The following is a 17,604-nucleotide window of genomic DNA, read 5'->3' as shown; positions in this document are numbered from 1 at the left end:
CAGGGGCCCGCCGCCCGTCGTTACGGCCGAGGGCGGGCTGCGGCTACTCCGCCTCGCCTTCCACGGAGCCATCGCCGACCGGCGCGCCCTCCGCGTCGATGCCGACCGCCGCGAGCATGGCCTCCAGGACGCCCTCCTCGTCGGGGAGCGGCTGCAGCACGTCGCCGGAGACGAAGATCCGCACCTGGAGCAGCGCCTGGTGCGCGAGCATGGCCAGCCCGGACACGACGTGCCCGCCGACCGCCTGCCACGACCGTGCGAGCGCGCTCGGCCACGGGTCGTAGGCGACGTCGAGCAGCACGGCCGTGCGGCGGGTCGAGTCGGTGTAGATCGCGGCCGTCGTGGCGCCGCCCGGCAGCGTGCTGATGACGACCTCCGGCACGTCGAGCGACCGGTCGGCCTGCGCGAACGACCGGATCCGGATCATCAGGCCGAGCTGGTGGGCCAGCGGCTCCAGCCAGACGCTCTTCTCCAAATCGCGCACATGCACGTCGACCCGCTCGGCGCCGAGCTCCGCGGCGGCGACCAGCGCGGACGCGGCGGTCGCTCCCCCGCCGAGGATGTGCACGTAGCGCGCGCTCTCCAGCCCGGCGGCGGCCAGCGCGCGAACGATGCCCGCGACGTCGGTGTTGAAGCCGCGGATGTCGTCGCCGTCGAGCAGGACGGTGTTGGCCACGCCGGTCTGCTCGGCGACCCGGTCGGCGTCGGTGAGCAGCGGGATGACGGACTTCTTGAGCGGCATGGTCAGGGACAGCCCGCGCCACTCCTCGCCCAGGCCGTCGATGAACGCGGACAGCCCGGCCTCGCTGACGTCGAGCGCCTCGTAGGACCAGTCGAGCCCGAGCGCATCGTACGCGGCGCGGTGCAGTGCGGGCGACTGGGAGTGGCCGATCGGCGAGCCGAGCACGGCCAGGCGCCGCGCTGCGGACGAGGGCGCGGGGACCTCCGCCGCGGGCTCGTCCTCCTGGTCGTCCTCGACCTCCACGACGACGACGTCGACCTCCTCGATCTCGATGACGCCGTCCTCGTCCACGGTCTCGACGATCTCCTCGACCTCGACGATGTCGACCACGTCCGCGACGGGCTCATCCTCGGCGGGCTCGGGGCGCTCCCGCTCGACGGGCTCCTCCACGACGGACTCCGTCTCGGCGGCCTCGTCCTCGTCGTCCAGCGGCTCCTCGCTGTCCGCGGCCTCCTCGGCCGCCGCGATCGCCGCCTCCTCGGCCTCCGCCTCGCGCTCGGCCTCGACCAGCTGGGCGATCAGCTCCTCCGCCGACGCCTCGGACACCCCGTTCTCCACGGAGGGGTCGACGGCCCTGTCGGCCTTCGACGCGCTGTTCGGGGCCTTCGCCCCCTGGGATCGCGGAGCCCGCGACTTCGCGGCGGGCCGGGGCTTCGGGTCGTCACTCATAGCCGGGGTTGTCCTTCATCCATTGCTGCCATTTGGCGACGGCCGCGTCGTGCTCCGCCTGGGTGGTCGAGAAGATGGTCTCGCCGGTCTTCAGGTTCCAGGTCACGAAGTACATCCACGGGCCGTCCGCCGGGTGCGTCACGGCGTTCAGCGCCAGGTCGCCGGGGTTCGAGATCGGCCCGACCGGGAGGCCGGGGTGGGCGTAGGTGTTGTAGGGGTCGGACGCGTCCGCGCGCTCGGCGTCGGTGGTGGCGACCCGGTCGGTGTGGCCGGTGCCGTAAGCCACCGTGGCGTCGGACTGCAGGTCCCAGCCCTGCGCGAGCCGGTTGAGGAACACCCGGGCGACCTTCGGATAGTCGTCCTTGAGACCGGCCTCGCGCTGCACGATGGACGCGAGGATCACGTCGTTCCAGCGGTCGGCGACGGGCACGCCCGCCTGGTCGAGCGCCTCGAACGACCGGTCCACCATGGTCTTGAGGGCGTCGTGCGCCGAGATCCCGGGCGCGAAGGTGTACGTCGCGGGGAACAGGAAGCCCTCGAGGGTCTTCGCCTGGGCGGGCAGGCCGAAGTCGGCCGGGTTCGCCGCCGCCTGCTGCAGCTGCGCGAGCGGAATCTTCGTCGCGTCGGCGACCGTCTGCAGCGCGTCCTTCTCCGCCGTGCCCTCCGGGATCACCGCGGTGTTCTGCAGGCGGGAGGACGGGTTCTGCAGCGCGGCGAGAGCGGCCTTCGCGCTCATCTGCTTCGCCAGCTTGAAGACGCCCGGCTGCCAGACGATCGCCGGCTGCGTGTGCAGCACCAGTGTGTAGAACGCGTCGTAGCTCTTGGTGACGCCGGCCTTCTGGAGGTTGGTCGCGATCGAGCTGCCGTCGTCGCCGGACTTGATGGTGAACGTCACCGACCCGGTGCCGTTGCCCTTGTAGTCGTTGTCCTGGGGCATCACCTTCGCCACGAGAGCGGCGACCTGCGGCTGAAAGGCCATGAAGCCGCCGGCGGCGAGGCCGCCGAGGACGAGGATGACGACCAGGGTGATGACGAGTCGCTTCAGCCAGCGGCGCTTGCGCCGCGGCGGAGCCTCGTGGGAGAGGTAGTTCTGCTGACGCCACGCCAGCGGGGACTCCCCGCGGCCGCCGTGGGCGCCGTCGTGGCCGTCGTGCCCGTCGCCGGCGAGCGGCGCGAAGATCGCGTGCGCCGGGTCCTCGAAGCGGCCGTGATCGTGGGCGGCGGCGCCGTGCGCGGCCTCGTGCCGCGCGGTGGCTGCGACGGTCTCCCGCTCGGGTGCGGCGGAAGCCGAGTCGGCGTCGACCGCGACGGGACCGGTCACGACGGAGTCGAAGTCCAGCCCGGCGAGGGTCTCCCGGTTGGCCGGGGTCTCGGCCGGAGGCGGCGTCCACGGGCCGGGCGTCTGCGGGGCGCGCGTGTCGGCGGCCGGGACGGGACGGGCGGTCTGCGACTCGGGCGTCTCCTGCGACGCCTGCGCCTCCTGCGCCTCCCGCGCCTCCTGCGCCTCCCTGGCCTGGCGCGCCTCGCGCCTGGTCATCGGCTGCTGCCGGTTCACGGCCGGGAAGACGGGCGGCTCCGGCTTCTCCTGCGGGTTCTGCGACAAACTAGGGTCCAATGCTCGGTTCGACGGGGTGGCCCGGCGGACGGCCTGAAGCGCGCTCCGCGTCGAGGGCGTGCTGCAAAATTATCGTGGCGGCCACCTGATCCACCACCGGACGCGCGCTTTTCGAGTTCTTGCCCGACGCCCGGAGCGCCGAGTGGGCCGACACGGTCGAGAGCCGTTCGTCCACCAGTCGCACCGGGACGTCCACCTGGGCTTCGAGCGCTTCCGCGAAGGCGACGGCATCGGCCGTCGACGCGGTGTGCGCACCCGAGAGCGCCAGAGGCAACCCGACGATAATCTCGAAAACTCCGAGTTCGGTCACAATCTCGGCGATCCGACGGCGATCCGCAGCATCCTCGGAGCGAGCGACCGTCTCCACCGGGGTCGCCAGCATCCCGTGGAGGTCGGATCGGCTCACGCCGATCCGCACCTTCCCGACATCGATGCCGAGCCGCACCCCGGTCCGCACCCGGTCAGCCGATCGCCGAGACCACCGCGGACAGCGCGGCCGGGATCGCCTCGGCGTCCGTGCCGCCGCCCTGCGCCAGGTCGGCCTTGCCGCCGCCGCCGCCGCCCAGCACGCCGGACGCCGTCTTCGCGAGCGCTCCCGCGTTCACGCCGGCGTCGCGCGCGGCCTGGTTGGTCGCCACGATCACGACGGGCTTGCCCGCCGCCCGCGCCGCCAGGGCCACGGCCGCCGCGTCCGAGCCGAGCCGCTCGCGGACGGTCGTCGCCAGCAGGCGCAGGTCGTCGGCCGAGTTGAGCGTGCCGGCGTCCTCGGCCACCACCGTGACCGCGCCGCGACGGGTCGCGGACTCCAGCAGCGCGGGCACCTTGTCGAGCACGGCGCGCGCCTCGAACGCCTGGATGCGCTTCTCGGCGGCCTTGAGGTTGGCCATCAGGTCGGCGATCTTCTCGGGGAGCTGCTCGCGCGGGGTCTTGAGCGCGCCGGAGAGCTGCGACACGATCGTGCGCTCGACGGCCAGGTCCTGGAACGCCTCCAGGCCGACCAGCGACTCCACGCGCCGGTTGGTCGAGCCGACCGAGGACTCGCTCACCAGGTTGATCATGCCGATCTCGGCGCTGGTGGAGACGTGCGTTCCCGCGCACAGCTCGCGCGACCACGGGCCGCCGATGTCGACCACGCGGACGACGTCGCCGTACTTCTCGCCGAACAGCGCCATCGCGCCGAGCGCCTTGGCTTCGGCCAGCGGGAGCTCGCGGGTGGTCACCTGCAGGTTGTCGCGGATCGCGTTGTTGGAGATCTCCTCGATCTCGCTGCGGGTCTCCGGCGACAGCGCCTGGTTCCAGGAGAAGTCGAGCCGCAGGTAGCCGGCCTTGTTGAACGAGCCGGACTGGTGCGCGTTGGGGCCGAGCACCTGGCGCAGCGCCGCGTGGATGATGTGGGTGCCGGAGTGCGCCTGCGTGGCACCGCGCCGATACTGGGCGTCGACGAGGCTGGTCGCGGGCGCGCCGACGCCGACCTCGCCGCTGCGCACCAGCACCTTGTGGCTGATCAGCCCCTTGACCGGCTTCTGCACATCGAGGACGTCGAGCTCGTAGCCCGGGCCGACGATCGTGCCGGCGTCCGCGCTCTGACCGCCGGACTCCGCGTAGAGGGACGTCGCGCCGAGGATGATCTCGGCGACCTGGCCCTCGCGTGCGACGTTCACGGACTGGCCGTCGACGATCAGGCCGAGCACGCTCGACTCCGTCTCGAGGTCGGTGTAGCCGGTGAAGACCGTCTCGCCCTGGGCGCGGAACGCGCTGTAGACCGACAGGTCGGCCAGGGCGGTCTTCTTCGCCTTGGCGTCCGCTTTCGCGCGGGCGCGCTGGTCGGCCATCAACGTGTCGAAGGCGGCGCGGTCGACGCTGAGGCCGGCCTCCTCCGCCATCTCCAGGGTGAGGTCGATCGGGAAGCCGTAGGTGTCGTGCAGCAGGAACGCCGTGTCGCCGGCGAGCTCGTCCTTGCCCGCGCTCTTGGTGCTCGCCACGGCGGTGTCGAGGATGCTCGTGCCCGACGCGAGCGTGCGCAGGAAGGTCTCCTCCTCCGCGTAGGCCAGCTGCGAGGTGCGGGCGAACTCCGCCTCCACCTCGGGGTAGGCGGCCTTCATCGCGTCGCGCGAGGCCGGGAAGAGCTCGGGGAAGGTCGCGGTCTCCACGCCCAGCAGGCGCATCGCGCGCACCGTGCGGCGCAGCAGGCGGCGGAGCACGTAGCCGCGGCCCTCGTTGGACGGCGTCACGCCGTCCGTCATCAGCATCAGCGCGCTGCGGACGTGGTCGGCGACCACGCGCAGGCGGACGTCGTCCTCGTGCGCCTCGTTGCCGTACGGCTTGCCGGCCAGCTCCGCGGCGCGGTCGAGCACCGGGCGCACCTGGTCGATCTCGTACATGTTGTCGACGCCCTGCTTGATGAACGCGACGCGCTCCAGGCCGAGGCCCGTGTCGATGTTCTTCTTGGGCAGGTCGCCCAGGATGTCGAAGTCCTTTTTGCCCGTGCCCTCGCCGCGCAGGTACTGCATGAAGACGAGGTTCCAGATCTCGACGTAGCGGTCGTCGTCCGTCGCCGGGCCGCCGTCGATCCCGTAGGCGGGGCCGCGGTCGAAGAAGATCTCCGAGCAGGGGCCGGCCGGCCCGGGCTGGCCGGTCGACCAGTAGTTCGTGTCCTTGCCGAGGCCCTGGATGCGCTCGGGCGGGAGACCGGCGACGCGGCCCCAGATCTCGCGCGCCTCGTCGTCCTCCTCATAGACGGTGACCCAGAGGTCCTTCGGGTCGAAGCCCAGGCCGCCCTCCTCCTCGGAGGTGGTCAGCAGGTCCCAGGCGAAGGTGATCGCCTGCTCCTTGAAGTAGTCGCCGAAGGAGAAATTGCCGCACATCTGGAAGAACGTGCCGTGCCGCGGGGTCTTGCCGACCTCCTCGATGTCCAGCGTGCGGATGCACTTCTGGACGCTCGTCGCGCGCGGGAACGGCGCGGGCACCACGCCCGTCAGGTACGGGACGAACGGCACCATCCCGGCCACCGTGAACAGCAGCGACGGGTCGTCGCTGACGAGCGAGGCGGACGGGACGACGGTGTGGCCGCGCGTGGCGAAGAAGTCGAGCCAGCGGCGGTGGATTTCAGCAGTCTGCATGGTTTCCGGTCGATCGAGGGTGGAACGAGGAGACGAGGGGCGTGAGAAGAGCGGGAGCGGCGGGTCAGTCGCCGTCGATGGCGGAGCGGAGCTCGGCCTCGCGCTGGCGGTATCCGTCGGAGACGGCCTCGCCGAAGTCGCGCGCCTTCTTGTCGAGCGTGCCGAAGAACTCGCGACCCTTCGGGGTCTCGTTGACCTTGTGGGCGACGACGAAGCCGAGGGCCACGCCGATCAGGAGCCACAGGAAACTCTTCATTGCCGGATCTTCCCTCCCTGGTAGCGCAGTGAGCGCAGCTGCGTGCGTTCAACGCACTCGCGCAAGTCTAGTCCGCCTTACGGCGGGATCGCCGGGAGGCCCCCGGCACGCGGAGGGCGGCCCGGACGGCGGCGCTGAAGCCCGCCAGCTTGATGAGCGGACCGCCGACGGTGGCGGCGAACAGCGCCACGAGAGCGGACACGTTCCCTGTGACGTCGGCGACGTTCCTGGTGATGGTGTCGACCCTGGCGAGCTGCTTGTTGGTCTCCTGCAGAGTGGTCGCCGTCTCCTCCAGGATCGGCGTGATGCCGTCGCTGGTCTCCTTGATGGCGTCGCGCGTCGAGTCGAGCACGCGGCCGAGCTTCAGCAGCGGGACGGCGATGAACCCGACCAGGACGGCGAACACGCCCGCCGCGATCAGTCCCGCGATGTCGCCTCCGGACATGTCGGCCCCCTCCATTCCGTGACGGGCATACGACCCCCAGCGTACGGGAATCCGGCCCGGGATGGACCCGGCGAACGAGAAACGGGCGAACGGGAAACGGGGCCGCGGCCGAAGCCGCGACCCCGTTCCACGGGAGTCTCTCGCTCGCCTTAGCGGGCGGCGTAGTACTCGACGACCAGCTGCACGTCGCAGGTGACGGGCACCTCGGCGCGCTTCGGGCGGCGCACGAGGCGGGCCTGGAGCTTGTCGATCTCGACGTCGAGGTAGGCCGGGACCTTGGGCAGGACGTCGACGTGACCGCCGGCGGCCGCGACCTGGAAGGGCTCGGTGCCCTCGGAGCGGGCCTTGACGTGGATGAGCTGACCCGGCTTCACGCGGAAGGACGGGCGGTCGACGATCTTGCCGTCGACGAGGATGTGGCGGTGCACCACGAACTGACGGGCCTGCGAGATCGTGCGGGCGAAGCCGGCGCGGAGCACCAGGGCGTCGAGGCGCATCTCGAGCAGCTCGACCAGGTTCTCACCGGTCAGGCCCTGCGTGCGGCGGGCCTCCTCGAACGCGATGCGGATCTGCTTCTCGAGGATGCCGTACTGGGCGCGCAGACGCTGCTTCTCGCGCAGACGGACGGCGTAGTCGGAGTCGGCCTTGCGCTTGGTGCGGCCGTGCTCACCCGGAGCGTACGGGCGCTTCTCCATGTAGCGGGCCGCCTTCGGGGTCAGGGCGATGCCCAGGGCGCGCGACTCGCGGGTCTTGCTGCGGGAACGTGAAGACACGATTTCCTTTCGGTTTTCTCTCTACGAATGTTGGTCGCAGTGCACGCAGGGGCGCACTGCGCAGGGTCTTTCACCTGCAAGAGAGAGGGATTGACGCCAGGGACGCCCGGCTACAGGGCCTGTCCCGTCGAGAGCGAGTTCCGGGCAGCCGCACCCTGAACACGCTTCTAGGCCAGACGATTCTAGCAGACTCGGGTCAGCGCCCGCGCACGATGCGGCGCAGCTTCGCCAGGCGTGCGGCGACGTCGCGCTCGTTGCCGTGCTCGGTGGGCGCGTAGTAGGTCGTATCGGCCAGTTCGTCGGGCAGGTACTGCTGCTGCAGCACGCCGAGCGCGTCGTCGTGCGGGTACTTGTAGCCCTTGCCGTGGCCGAGCCGTTTGGCGCCGGGATAGTGCGCGTCGCGGAGGTGCTTGGGCACCCTCCCGATCTTGCCGGCGCGGACGTCGGCGATCGCCGCGTCCAGCGCCATGTAGGCGGCGTTCGACTTGGGCGCTGTGGCGAGATGGACGACGGCCTGCGCGAGCGGGATGCGCCCCTCGGGCATGCCGATGTACTGCACGGCGTCGGCGGCGGCGATCGCCACGACGAGGGCCTGCGGGTCGGCCATGCCGATGTCCTCCGACGCCGAGACGATGATCCGGCGGGCGATGAACCGCGGGTCCTCCCCCGCCTCGATCATGCGCGCGAGGTAGTGCAGCGCGGCGTCGACGTCCGAGCCGCGGACCGACTTGATGAAGGCGCTGATGACGTCGTAGTGCTCGTCGCCGTTGCGGTCGTAGCGCAGCAGGGCGCGGTCGACGGCCTGCGCGACCAGCTCGGCGGTGATGACCGGCTTCTTCTTGGAGGTCGCCGGCGTCGCCGAGGCGGCCGAGACCGAGGCGGCCTCCAGCGCGGTGAGCGCCCTCCGAGCGTCGCCGGACGCCAGCCGGATGAGCGCGGCGCGCGCCTCGTCCTCCAGCGTGTACTGCCCGGCCAGGCCGCGGTCGTCGGCCACCGCGCGGTCGATGACCACGCCGAGGTCGTCGTCGCTGAGCGTCTCGAGCGTCAGCAGCAGCGAGCGTGAGAGCAGAGGTGAGATCACCGAGAACGACGGGTTCTCGGTGGTCGCGGCGACCAGGATGACCCAGCCGTTCTCGACGCCGGGCAGCAGGGCGTCCTGCTGCGCCTTGGTGAAGCGGTGGATCTCGTCCAGGAACAGCACGGTCGAGACGCCGTAGAGGTCGCGCGTCGACAGGGCCTCGTCCATCACCAGGCGGACGTCCTTGACGCCGGCCGTGACCGCGGAGAGCTCCACGAAGCGGCGGCCGGACGAGTGCGCGATCGCCTGCGCGAGAGTGGTCTTGCCGGTGCCGGGCGGGCCCCAGAGGATGACCGACACCGATCCGGACTGGCCCTCCTTGTCGGAGGCGAGCGCGACGAGCGGGGAGCCGGGACGCAGCAGATGGCGCTGCCCGGCCACCTCGTCCAGGGATTTCGGCCGCATGCGCACGGCGAGAGGCGTCGCTCCCGTCCGGAGCCCAGGTTGCACGTCGACCACCCGACAAGAGTAGTCGCCGCCACCGACATCGCGGTCAGCGCCGCCCGGCACGCACGGCGCGTGGGTTTGGGCGCTCATAGGCCCGGCGGATAAGGTTCGTGCAGCATCCATCCCCGTCCGGCGCCCGCCGGCACGATGGCTCCCACCCCCCGCTCGACGGCGCCCCCGGAGGACAGACGTGGCACCCAGCAAGCAGAACGACCGCGAAGCGCGACAGGCTCGCGAGCGCCTCCGGGCCTATCAGGCCCGTCAGACGGTGCATGAGGAGAAGGTCAAGCGCCGCAAGCGGGACAACTGGGTCTCCGGGATCGCCGTGCTGGTCATCGTGCTGCTCGCGATCGGCACGCAGCTCCTCTTCTTCGCGAAGCCCTCCGCCACCAGCGCGTCCGCGTCGCCGTCGCCGTCGCCGTCCTCCTCGGCTGCGGCGGGTGTGCCGTCGAAGAGCATCGCGGAGGGCCGCACCTGGACGGGCGACCTCACCATCAACGGCATCAAGCTCGGGGTCTCGCTGGACGGCAAGGCGGCCCCGCAGGCGGTCTCCTCCACCATCTCGCTGACGCAGAAGAAGTTCTACGACGGGCTCACCTGCCACCGCCTCACCAACGGCGGCTTCTACGTGCTGCAGTGCGGCGATCCGAACGGCGACGGCTCCGGCGGCCCCGGCTACTCCTACGGGCCGATCGAGAACGCCCCGAAGAACGACAAGTACCCGGCGGGGACCATCGCCATGGCCCGCCAGAGCGGCAACGCGAACAGCCAGGGCAGCCAGTTCTTCATCGTCTACAAGGACACCACCATCCCGTCCGACTCGGCCGGCGGCTACACCGTCATCGGGAAGATCACCAGCGGTCTCGACACCCTCATCAGCGACGTGACCGACAAGGGCGTCCAGGGCGGCAGCAGCGACGGCAAGCCCGTCGTCACGACGAAGATCGACAGCTTCACGCTGCAGTGATCGCGGCGTGTGCAATAGGCTGATTCCCAACGTGGCACCGCAAGCAAGGTGAGGCTCTTGGCTACTTCTGAACAGCACCCCTGGGGTCGCGTCGACGAGACCGGCACCGTGTACGTCCGTGAGGGCGATGGCGAGCGCGCCGTCGGCGAGTACCCGGACGGCACTCCGGAGGAGGCGATCGCCTACTTCGAGCGCAAGTACAACGACCTCGCCGGCCAGGTCGGCCTCCTGGAGCAGCGCGCCCGCCGCGGCGCCCCCGCCGCCGACGTCGCCAAGTCCGTCGCCAGCCTCCGCAGCTCGGTGGAGGGCGCCAACGCCGTGGGCGACCTGGCGTCGCTGATCACCCGGCTGGACGCGCTCGGCGGCACCGTCGAGGAGCTCACGGAGCAGCAGAGCGCCGAGGCCAAGGCCGCGCTCGAGCAGGCCGTCGCCGACCGCACCGCGATCGTGGAGCAGGCGGAGGCCCTCGCGGCCCAGGACCCGGCGCGCACGCAGTGGAAGCAGACCACCGCGGAGCTCGACGCCCTGTTCGCGAGCTGGCAGGCGCACCAGCACGACGGTCCCCGGCTCCCCAAGAACGAGGCCAACGAGCTGTGGAAGCGGTTCCGCGCCGCGCGCTCGACCATCGAGCACAACCGCAAGGCGTTCTTCGCCGAGCTGGACAACCAGCACCGCGACGTGCGCGCCCGCAAGAACGCGCTGATCGAGCAGGCCGAGCGCCTCGTGCCGCTGGGCGCGGACGGCGTGCCGGAGTACCGGCGGCTCCTCGACCAGTGGAAGCTGGCCGGCCGCGCGGGCAAGAAGAACGACGACGCATTGTGGGCGCGGTTCAAGGCCGCGGGCGACGCGATCTACTCGGCGAAGGCCGAGGTCGACGCGCGCGACAACGTGGAGTACGAGGAGAACCTCACGCTCAAGCTCGCGCTGCTCGAGGAGGCGGAGCCGCTCCTGAAGGAGAAGGACCGCGAGACCGCGCGCACGAAGCTGCTCTCCATCCAGGAGCGCTGGGACGCGATCGGCCGCGTGCCGCGCGACCAGGTGCGGCCCATCGAGGACCGGCTCCGCAAGGTCGAGGCTGCCGTGCGCCGGCTGGACGAGGAGCACTGGGAGCGCAACGACCCCGAGAAGAAGGCGCGCTCGGAGGGGCTGGCCAGCCAGCTCAACGCGGCGATCGCCAAGCTGGAGCAGGAGCTCGACGAGGCCAAGGCCAGCGGCGACTCCGCCAGGGTCAAGGCGGCCCAGGAGGCGCTCGACGCCCGCAAGGTGTGGCTGGACGCGCTGGGCTGACCCGGAGAGCCGAGGCCACACCGAGCGCTGGGCTGACCTCCTCCACAGCCGTCGCCGATCGGTGGGTAGTCCACTGATCTGACGGCGGCCGGCCACGATGGCCGGGCCCGGCGCAGGCTGGACGCATGACGACGACCTGCCCCGCCCTTCTCGACCATCACGTCCTGCCGCTCGCCGAGCTCTTCGCGCTCGTGCTCGACGGCCAGCTCTACCGCGTCGGCGACTCCTTCGCCCCGACCGACATCCCGGACACTCCGGCGCTGCGGGCGCACGCGTTCGCCGCGCTGCGACCCGGCAGCACCGTGGCCGACCGCGGCACGGCGGCGTGGATCCACGGCACCCGCTCACGCCCTCCGGCGCGACCGCAGGTGTGCGTCGACCGCGCCAGACGCGGGCGGATCCCACCGGACTTCGACGCGCACCAGCACGCGCTGCGCAACGGCGACGTGGTCGAGCTGGACGGGGTGCGCGTCACGGCCCCGCTGCGCACGGCGGCGGACCTGATAGTGACGCTCCCCCGGTTCGGGACGCCCGAGGCGCTGGAGGTCCGGCACCTGCTCCACCTCGGTGGGGCGTCGCCGGACGCGCTCGGCGCTCAGCTGTCGCGGTCCCGCCGGCACGGAGCGGCCAGAGCACTCACCCGGCTGCCCGTGGTCGAGCGGACGGCGCTGCCGGCCCCGGTCAGCCGGCGCTGACCCGGTACACGTCGTAGACGCCGTCGATCCGGCGCACGGCGTTGAGCACGCGGTCGAGGTGGGTGGTGTCGCCCATCTCGAACACGAAACGGCTCAGCGCCAGCCGATTGCTCGACGTCGTCACCGTCGCGGAGAGGATGTTGACATGGTGCTCGGAGAGCACGCGCGTGACGTCGGACAGCAGCCCCGACCGGTCCAGGGCCTCGACCTGGATCTGCACCAGGAAGACGCTCTTGGAGCTCGGCGCCCACTCGACGTCGATCATCCGGTCGGGCTCCTGCAGCAGCGACTGCACGTTGTGGCAGTTGGCCTGGTGCACGGAGACTCCCTGGCCGCGGGTCACGAAGCCGACGATCGGATCGCCGGGCACGGGCGTGCAGCACTTGGCCAGCTTCACCAGGATGTCGGGCGCTCCGCGCACGAGCACGCCCGAGTCGCTGTTGCGCAGCTGCTTCGGCCGGCCCTTGACCGGGATGTCCAGCTCGCCGTCGGACTCGACCTCGCTCTGCAGCGAGGCCACGATCTTCTCGATCACCGACTGCGTCGAGATGTGGCCTTCGCCGACCGACGCGTAGAGCGACGAGACGTCGGGGTGCTTGAGCGAGGACGCGACCTCCACCAGGGCGTCCTGCGTCATCAGCTTCTGCAGCGGCAGGTTCTGCTTGCGCATCGCGCGGGCGATGGCGTCCTTGCCCTGCTCGATCGCCTCGTCGCGGCGCTCCTTGGTGAACCACTGGCGGATCTTGTTGCGGGCGCGCGGGCTCTTGACGAAGTTCAGCCAGTCCTGGCTGGGGCCGGAGTCCGGGTTCTTGGAGGTGAAGATCTCAACGACGTCGCCGGTCGAGAGGGTGCTCTCCAGCGGCACCAGCCGGCCGTTCACCTTCGCGCCCATGGTGCGGTGGCCCACCTCGGTGTGGACGGCGTAGGCGAAGTCGACCGGGGTCGCTCCGGCCGGCAGACCGATCACGCGGCCCTTCGGCGTGAAGACGTAGACCTCCTTCGCACCGATCTCGAACCGCAGCGAGTCCAGGAACTCCGACGGGTCGGCCGTCTCGGCCTGCCAGTCGGAGATGTGCGCCAGCCACGCCAGGTCGGTGTCCACCTTGCCCGGGCCGCCGGTGCTCTTGCCGGTGGTCTGCTCCTTGTACTTCCAGTGCGCCGCGACGCCGAACTCGGCGCGCTGGTGCATCTCCTCGGTGCGGATCTGGATCTCCACCGGGCGGCCCTGCGGACCGATCACGGTCGTGTGCAGCGACTGGTACAGGTTGAACTTCGGGGTGGCGATGTAGTCCTTGAAGCGGCCGGGCATCGGCGTCCAGCGCGCGTGGATGGAGCCGAGGACGGCGTAGCAGTCGCGCACCGTGTTGACGAGCACGCGGATGCCGACCAGGTCGTAGATGTCGTCGAACTCGCGGCCGCGCACCACCATCTTCTGGTAGATCGAGTAGTACTGCTTCGGGCGGCCGACGACCTTGCCGCGGATCTTCGCGGTCTTGAGGTCGTCGTTGATCGCGTCGATGACCTGCTGCACGAGGCGCTCGCGCTCGGGCGTGCGCTGCTTCACCAGGCTCTCGATCTCGGCGTAGAGCTTGGGATAGAGCACCGCGAACGAGAGGTCTTCGAGCTCCCACTTGATGGTCTGGATGCCGAGCCGGTGGGCGAGCGGCGCGTAGATCTCCAGCGTCTCGGTGGCCTTGCGGGTGGCGTTGGCCGCGGGCACGAAGCCCCAGGTGCGCGCGTTGTGCAGGCGGTCGGCGAGCTTGATGATGAGCACGCGGATGTCCTTCGACATCGCCACGATCATCTTCCGGACGGTCTCGGCCTGCGCGCTGTCGCCGTACTTGACCTTGTCGAGCTTGGTGACGCCGTCGACCAGCATGGCGATCTCGTCGCCGAACTGGTCGCGCAGCTCGTCGAGCGTGTAGGAGGTGTCCTCCACCGTGTCGTGCAGCAGGGCGGCGGCGATCGTCTTGGCGCCGATCCCGAGGTCGGCGATGATCTGGGCGACCGCGACCGGGTGCGTGATGTACGGCTCGCCCGAGCGCCGCTTCTGGCCGTCGTGGGCGCGCTCCGCCACCGCGTAGGCGCGCTCGATGAGCGACAGGTCGGCCTTCGGGTGGTGCATGCGCACCGTGCGGATCAGGGTGTCGACCGCGCCGGCGGGCTGCGCCCGGGAGAAGATCCGCGGGACGAGACGGCGCAGCGAGGCGGACTGCGGTGTCGTCGTGTCAACCATCTGCTCGCCTCCTGTCGTCCATTATCGTCGCTGTTCGCGCCTCTCCGTTCACGGGGAGGACGCGACCGGCGGTCAGGCGGACGCTCCCGGGGGTCGGCCGGGGTCGGAGACCGGGCCTGGCGGGCCGTCCGGCGCGGAGACCGCGCCGCCCGCGGCCTGCCAGGCGAGCATCCCGCCTGCGACGTTCGCAGCGGGATAGTCCGCCTGCAGCAAGGCGTCGGTCACCCGGTGGGACCGGCCTCCGACGGCGCAGATCACCAGGATCTGCTGGTCCTCCGGCAGCTCGTGCTGACGCTCACCGAGCTCCCCCATCGGGATGTGGTGGGCGTCCGGGGCATGGCCCGACTCCCACTCGAACGCCTCGCGGACGTCCAGCAGCCAGGCCGCCCCGGCCTCGACGAGCTCACGCGCACGCGCGGCACTCACCTCGTCTTCGGACAGGTAGGGACCGCTCATGCGCCTGGGCTACTCCGCCGGGACCGGTTCGGCCGCGACCTGGGCCTTGGGGCGGATCGAGCGGACCTTCTGGTCGTGCTTCCTGATCGCGGCCTCGCCCTCGCGGAACTGCGAGTACATCGGGGCGGCCAGGAAGATCGTCGAGTACGTGCCCACGATGATGCCGATGAGCAGCGCGAGCGAGATGTCACGCAGCGTCGCGGCGCCGAAGGCGTACGCGCCGATGAACAGGATGGACGCGACGGGCAGCACGGCGACGACGGCGGTGTTGATCGACCGGACGAGCGTCTGGTTCACCGCCAGATTCACCGCCTCGGGGAACGTCCGGCGGCTGAGCTCCAGCTCCTCCCGGGTGTTCTCGCGGATCTTGTCGAACACCACGACAGTGTCGTACAGCGAGTAGCCGAGGATCGTCAGGAAGCCGATCATCGTCGCGGGCGACACCTCGAAGCCGACGAGGGCGTAGATCCCCGCCGTGATGATGAGGTCGTGGAACAGCGAGATGATCGCCGACGCCGACATCTTCCAGGTGCGGAAGTAGAGCGCCATCGCGATGAACGCCAGCAGCAGGAACACCACGAGGCCCTGGATGGACTGCTGCGTCACGTCGGCGCCCCAGGACGGGCCGATGAAGGTCGAGGAGACCTCGGACGACGGGACGCCGTAGGCCGTGGCCAGCGCGTCGGCGACGGCCTTGGTCTGGGTGTCGGAGAGCTGGTCGGTCTGCACCTGGATGGCGTTGTTGCCGACGACGCTGACGTGCGAGACCGCGTTCGGCACGACGCTGGCGACCGCGTTCTGGGCCTTGGTCGTGTCGGTGCTCTGCACCTGGCTGATCTGGAACTGCGATCCGCCGCGGAACTCGATCGAGAAGTTGAACCCGCCCTTGACGATCGGGATCAGGATCGAGAGCACGACCATCACGATCGCGATGGTGTACCAGATCTTCCGCTTGCCGACGAAGTCGAACGAACGGGCGCCCGTGTAGAGGTCGTTGCCGAACTTGGTGAGGCGGCTGGCCATCAGTTGTCCTTCCCGTCGGACGATCGATCGGAGGACGACGAGGTCGAGGCGGAGGCGAGCTCGGCCGCCTTGCGCTCGGCGATCGTCTGGCGGCGCGCGGCCTCGCCGCTGCTGCGGGCGGCCTTGCCTGCACCCACCAGCTCGGGCTTCGGGGCGCGGAAGCGCGCCGCGCCGCGGTACACCGCGCCGAGCGCCTCGGGGTCGAGGCCGGAGAGCGGGTGGCCGCTGCTGAAGAAGCGGGTCTTGGCCAGCAGCTGCAGCGTCGGGTGCGTGAACAGCAGCACCACGATCACGTCGATGATCGTCGTGAGACCGAGCGTGAACGCGAAGCCGCGCACGTTGGCCGCGGCGAGCACGTACAGCACGACGGCCGCGAGGAGGTTGGTCGCCTTGGACGCGTAGATCGTGCGGCGCGCACGGCCCCAGCCGGCCTCCACGGCGGATTCGAGACTGCGCCCGTCGCGCAGCTCGTCTCGTATTCGCTCGAAGTAGACGATGAACGAGTCTGCTGTGAAGCCGATCGCCACGATCAGACCGGCGACGCCGGCGAGCGACAGGCGGTAGTCGTAGTGCCACGACATCAGCGAGATGGTGAGCCAGGTCAGCGTGCCGGCCACGACGAGCGAGAAGATCGTGACGAGGCCGAGCAGGCGGTACTGGAAGAAGGTGTAGATCGCGACCAGGATCAGGCCGATCAGGCCCGCGATCAGACCGCTGATGAGCTGCGAGGTCCCGAGCGTGGCCGAGATGTCGTCCTGGCTCTGCACCTTGAAGCTGAACGGCAGCGCGCCGAACTTCAGCTGGTCGGCGAGGGTCTTGGCGCTCTGCTCGGTGAAGTTGCCGGAGATCTGCGGCTTGCCGTCGGTGATCACCGCGTTGGTGGTCGGCGCCGAGATGACGCGGCCGTCGAGGACGATCGCGAACTGGTTCTGCGCGCCCTGCAGGGCGTTCAGGCGGGTGGTGACCGCCGCGAACTGCTTGGTGCCGGTCGCGTCGAAGACGATGTTGACCGCCCACTGGCCGGTCGTGACGCCCTGCGAGCTCTGCATCAGACCGGCGCTCGCGTCGGAGATGTTCTGACCCTTGACCTCGACCGGGCCGAGCAGGTACTTGACCGTGTTGTTGTCGTCGCAGGTGATCAGCGGCTTGTCCGTCGGGGCGGCGCTGAGGTCCTTGTTCTTGTTCGCGTCGCACGAGAAGGCGTTGAACTCCGCCTGCAGCGCGGGCGTCACCCAGGCCAGGTCGCTGCCGTTCGTCGGCTTGGTCGACGGCGTGGACTGCAGACCGGGCGCCGGGCTCGGCGCCGGGGTCGACTTGCCGTCGGCGCCCACGACCTGGTTGGTCGGGCCGCTGGTCAGCAGGACCGGACGGAAGTCCAGTCGCGCGCTGGCCTTGACGCGGTCGAGCGTCTGCTGGTCCGGCTTGCCCGGCAGCGACACGACGATGTTCCGCGAGCCCTCGGTGGAGATCTGCGCCTCGGAGACACCCGACGCGTCGATGCGCTGCCGGATGATCGAGACAGCCTGGTCGAGCTGCTGCTGCTGCACCGACTGACCGTTCTCGACCTGCGGCGAGAGGATGATCTGGGTGCCGCCCTCGAGGTCGAGGGCCAGCTTGGGCAGCCACGTCGCGTTGCTGAAGAGGACGCCGGCCGTGAGGGTCCCGAGCAGGACCACCACGATGACACCGAGCCACGTCAACGAACGCCAGGCCTTTTTGACCGGAGTCGACTTTGCCACCTAGGAACTCAGCTTTCTACGAGCGATCCGCGCACCCTGTCGGCGCGCGGAGCACAG

Annotated in this window: 15 protein-coding genes; 3 read left to right on the top strand and 12 right to left on the bottom strand. The window is 70.4% G+C overall.

Going from position 1 to position 17,604, the window contains the following annotated elements; translation table 11 throughout:
- Positions 1-43: 43 nt before the first annotated feature.
- From HNR13_RS10810 to HNR13_RS10775, 8 genes are all read right to left on the bottom strand, one after another.
- On the bottom strand, positions 44-1,411 hold the full coding sequence (locus tag HNR13_RS10810) for a shikimate dehydrogenase (protein ID WP_179605755.1): 1,368 nt from the start codon (positions 1,409-1,411) through the stop codon (positions 44-46).
- A complete protein-coding gene (gene mltG / locus HNR13_RS10805) occupies positions 1,404-3,014 on the bottom strand; it encodes an endolytic transglycosylase MltG (RefSeq protein WP_246312743.1) in 1,611 nt (536 codons plus the stop codon). Before mltG ends, HNR13_RS10810 begins: the two co-directional genes overlap by 8 nt.
- Before the next feature lies 1 nt (position 3,015).
- Positions 3,016-3,483 (bottom strand): Holliday junction resolvase RuvX, encoded by a 468-nt coding sequence (gene ruvX, locus HNR13_RS10800; RefSeq protein ID WP_179605754.1) that lies wholly within the window; start codon positions 3,481-3,483, stop codon positions 3,016-3,018.
- Positions 3,484-3,487: 4 nt separating this feature from the next.
- On the bottom strand, positions 3,488-6,145 hold the full coding sequence (alaS, locus tag HNR13_RS10795) for an alanine--tRNA ligase (RefSeq protein WP_179605753.1): 2,658 nt from the start codon (positions 6,143-6,145) through the stop codon (positions 3,488-3,490).
- Positions 6,146-6,209: 64 nt separating this feature from the next.
- Positions 6,210-6,401, bottom strand: a complete 192-nt coding sequence (locus HNR13_RS10790) for a hypothetical protein (protein WP_179605752.1) — start codon at positions 6,399-6,401, stop codon at positions 6,210-6,212.
- Positions 6,402-6,468: 67 nt separating this feature from the next.
- Positions 6,469-6,846, bottom strand: a complete 378-nt coding sequence (locus HNR13_RS10785; RefSeq protein WP_179605751.1) for a DUF948 domain-containing protein — start codon at positions 6,844-6,846, stop codon at positions 6,469-6,471.
- Positions 6,847-6,995: 149 nt separating this feature from the next.
- A complete protein-coding gene (gene rpsD / locus HNR13_RS10780; RefSeq protein ID WP_179605750.1) occupies positions 6,996-7,619 on the bottom strand; it encodes a 30S ribosomal protein S4 in 624 nt (207 codons plus the stop codon).
- Positions 7,620-7,815: 196 nt separating this feature from the next.
- Positions 7,816-9,156: an AAA family ATPase gene (locus tag HNR13_RS10775; RefSeq protein WP_179605749.1), complete on the bottom strand. Its 1,341-nt coding sequence runs from the start codon at positions 9,154-9,156 to the stop codon at positions 7,816-7,818.
- Positions 9,157-9,334: 178 nt separating this feature from the next.
- Between HNR13_RS10775 and HNR13_RS10770 the strand changes: the two genes are divergently transcribed.
- The 3 genes from HNR13_RS10770 (at position 9,335) to HNR13_RS10760 (ending at position 12,093) form a co-directional block, all read left to right on the top strand.
- On the top strand, positions 9,335-10,111 hold the full coding sequence (locus tag HNR13_RS10770) for a peptidylprolyl isomerase (protein ID WP_179605748.1): 777 nt from the start codon (positions 9,335-9,337) through the stop codon (positions 10,109-10,111).
- 108 nt (positions 10,112-10,219) lie between these two features.
- A complete protein-coding gene (locus HNR13_RS10765; RefSeq protein ID WP_382312785.1) occupies positions 10,220-11,398 on the top strand; it encodes a DUF349 domain-containing protein in 1,179 nt (392 codons plus the stop codon).
- Between the two features lie 125 nt (positions 11,399-11,523).
- Positions 11,524-12,093, top strand: coding sequence for a type IV toxin-antitoxin system AbiEi family antitoxin (locus HNR13_RS10760; RefSeq protein ID WP_179605746.1), 570 nt, complete (start codon positions 11,524-11,526; stop codon positions 12,091-12,093).
- Here the strand turns inward: HNR13_RS10760 and HNR13_RS10755 are convergent.
- The 4 genes from HNR13_RS10755 to secD form a co-directional block, all read right to left on the bottom strand.
- Positions 12,080-14,329, bottom strand: a complete 2,250-nt coding sequence (locus tag HNR13_RS10755) for a RelA/SpoT family protein (protein WP_179605745.1) — start codon at positions 14,327-14,329, stop codon at positions 12,080-12,082. The two genes, HNR13_RS10760 and HNR13_RS10755, sit on opposite strands and share 14 nt — an antisense overlap.
- Before the next feature lie 72 nt (positions 14,330-14,401).
- Positions 14,402-14,785, bottom strand: coding sequence for a rhodanese-like domain-containing protein (locus HNR13_RS10750; RefSeq protein WP_179605744.1), 384 nt, complete (start codon positions 14,783-14,785; stop codon positions 14,402-14,404).
- Between the two features lie 9 nt (positions 14,786-14,794).
- Positions 14,795-15,808 carry a protein translocase subunit SecF gene (gene secF / locus HNR13_RS10745; protein ID WP_179605743.1) on the bottom strand — a complete coding sequence of 338 codons (1,014 nt, stop codon included), beginning with the start codon at positions 15,806-15,808 and terminating at the stop codon, positions 14,795-14,797.
- Positions 15,808-17,547, bottom strand: coding sequence for a protein translocase subunit SecD (secD, locus tag HNR13_RS10740; RefSeq protein ID WP_179605742.1), 1,740 nt, complete (start codon positions 17,545-17,547; stop codon positions 15,808-15,810). Before secD ends, secF begins: the two co-directional genes overlap by 1 nt.
- Between the last annotated feature and the right edge of the window lie 57 nt (positions 17,548-17,604).

The organism is Leifsonia shinshuensis (assembly GCF_013410375.1).
Classification (GTDB): Bacteria; Actinomycetota; Actinomycetes; order Actinomycetales; family Microbacteriaceae; genus Leifsonia; species Leifsonia shinshuensis.
The sequence above is the reverse complement of the archived record's forward strand: the minus strand, read 5'-3'. Positions and strand labels throughout refer to the sequence as shown.

What these genes read in the sequence shown, in the direction of transcription:
- HNR13_RS10785 (WP_179605751.1), bottom strand. Translation starts at nt 6,846, where the DNA reads ATGTCCGGAGGCGACATCGCGGGACTGATCGCGGCGGGCGTGTTCGCC.
- HNR13_RS10760 (WP_179605746.1), top strand. Translation starts at nt 11,524, where the DNA reads ATGACGACGACCTGCCCCGCCCTTCTCGACCATCACGTCCTGCCGCTC.
- HNR13_RS10790 (WP_179605752.1), bottom strand. Translation starts at nt 6,401, where the DNA reads ATGAAGAGTTTCCTGTGGCTCCTGATCGGCGTGGCCCTCGGCTTCGTC.
- HNR13_RS10750 (WP_179605744.1), bottom strand. Translation starts at nt 14,785, where the DNA reads ATGAGCGGTCCCTACCTGTCCGAAGACGAGGTGAGTGCCGCGCGTGCG.
- HNR13_RS10810 (WP_179605755.1), bottom strand. Translation starts at nt 1,411, where the DNA reads ATGAGTGACGACCCGAAGCCCCGGCCCGCCGCGAAGTCGCGGGCTCCG.
- alaS (WP_179605753.1), bottom strand. Translation starts at nt 6,145, where the DNA reads ATGCAGACTGCTGAAATCCACCGCCGCTGGCTCGACTTCTTCGCCACG.
- HNR13_RS10755 (WP_179605745.1), bottom strand. Translation starts at nt 14,329, where the DNA reads ATGGTTGACACGACGACACCGCAGTCCGCCTCGCTGCGCCGTCTCGTC.
- secF (WP_179605743.1), bottom strand. Translation starts at nt 15,808, where the DNA reads ATGGCCAGCCGCCTCACCAAGTTCGGCAACGACCTCTACACGGGCGCC.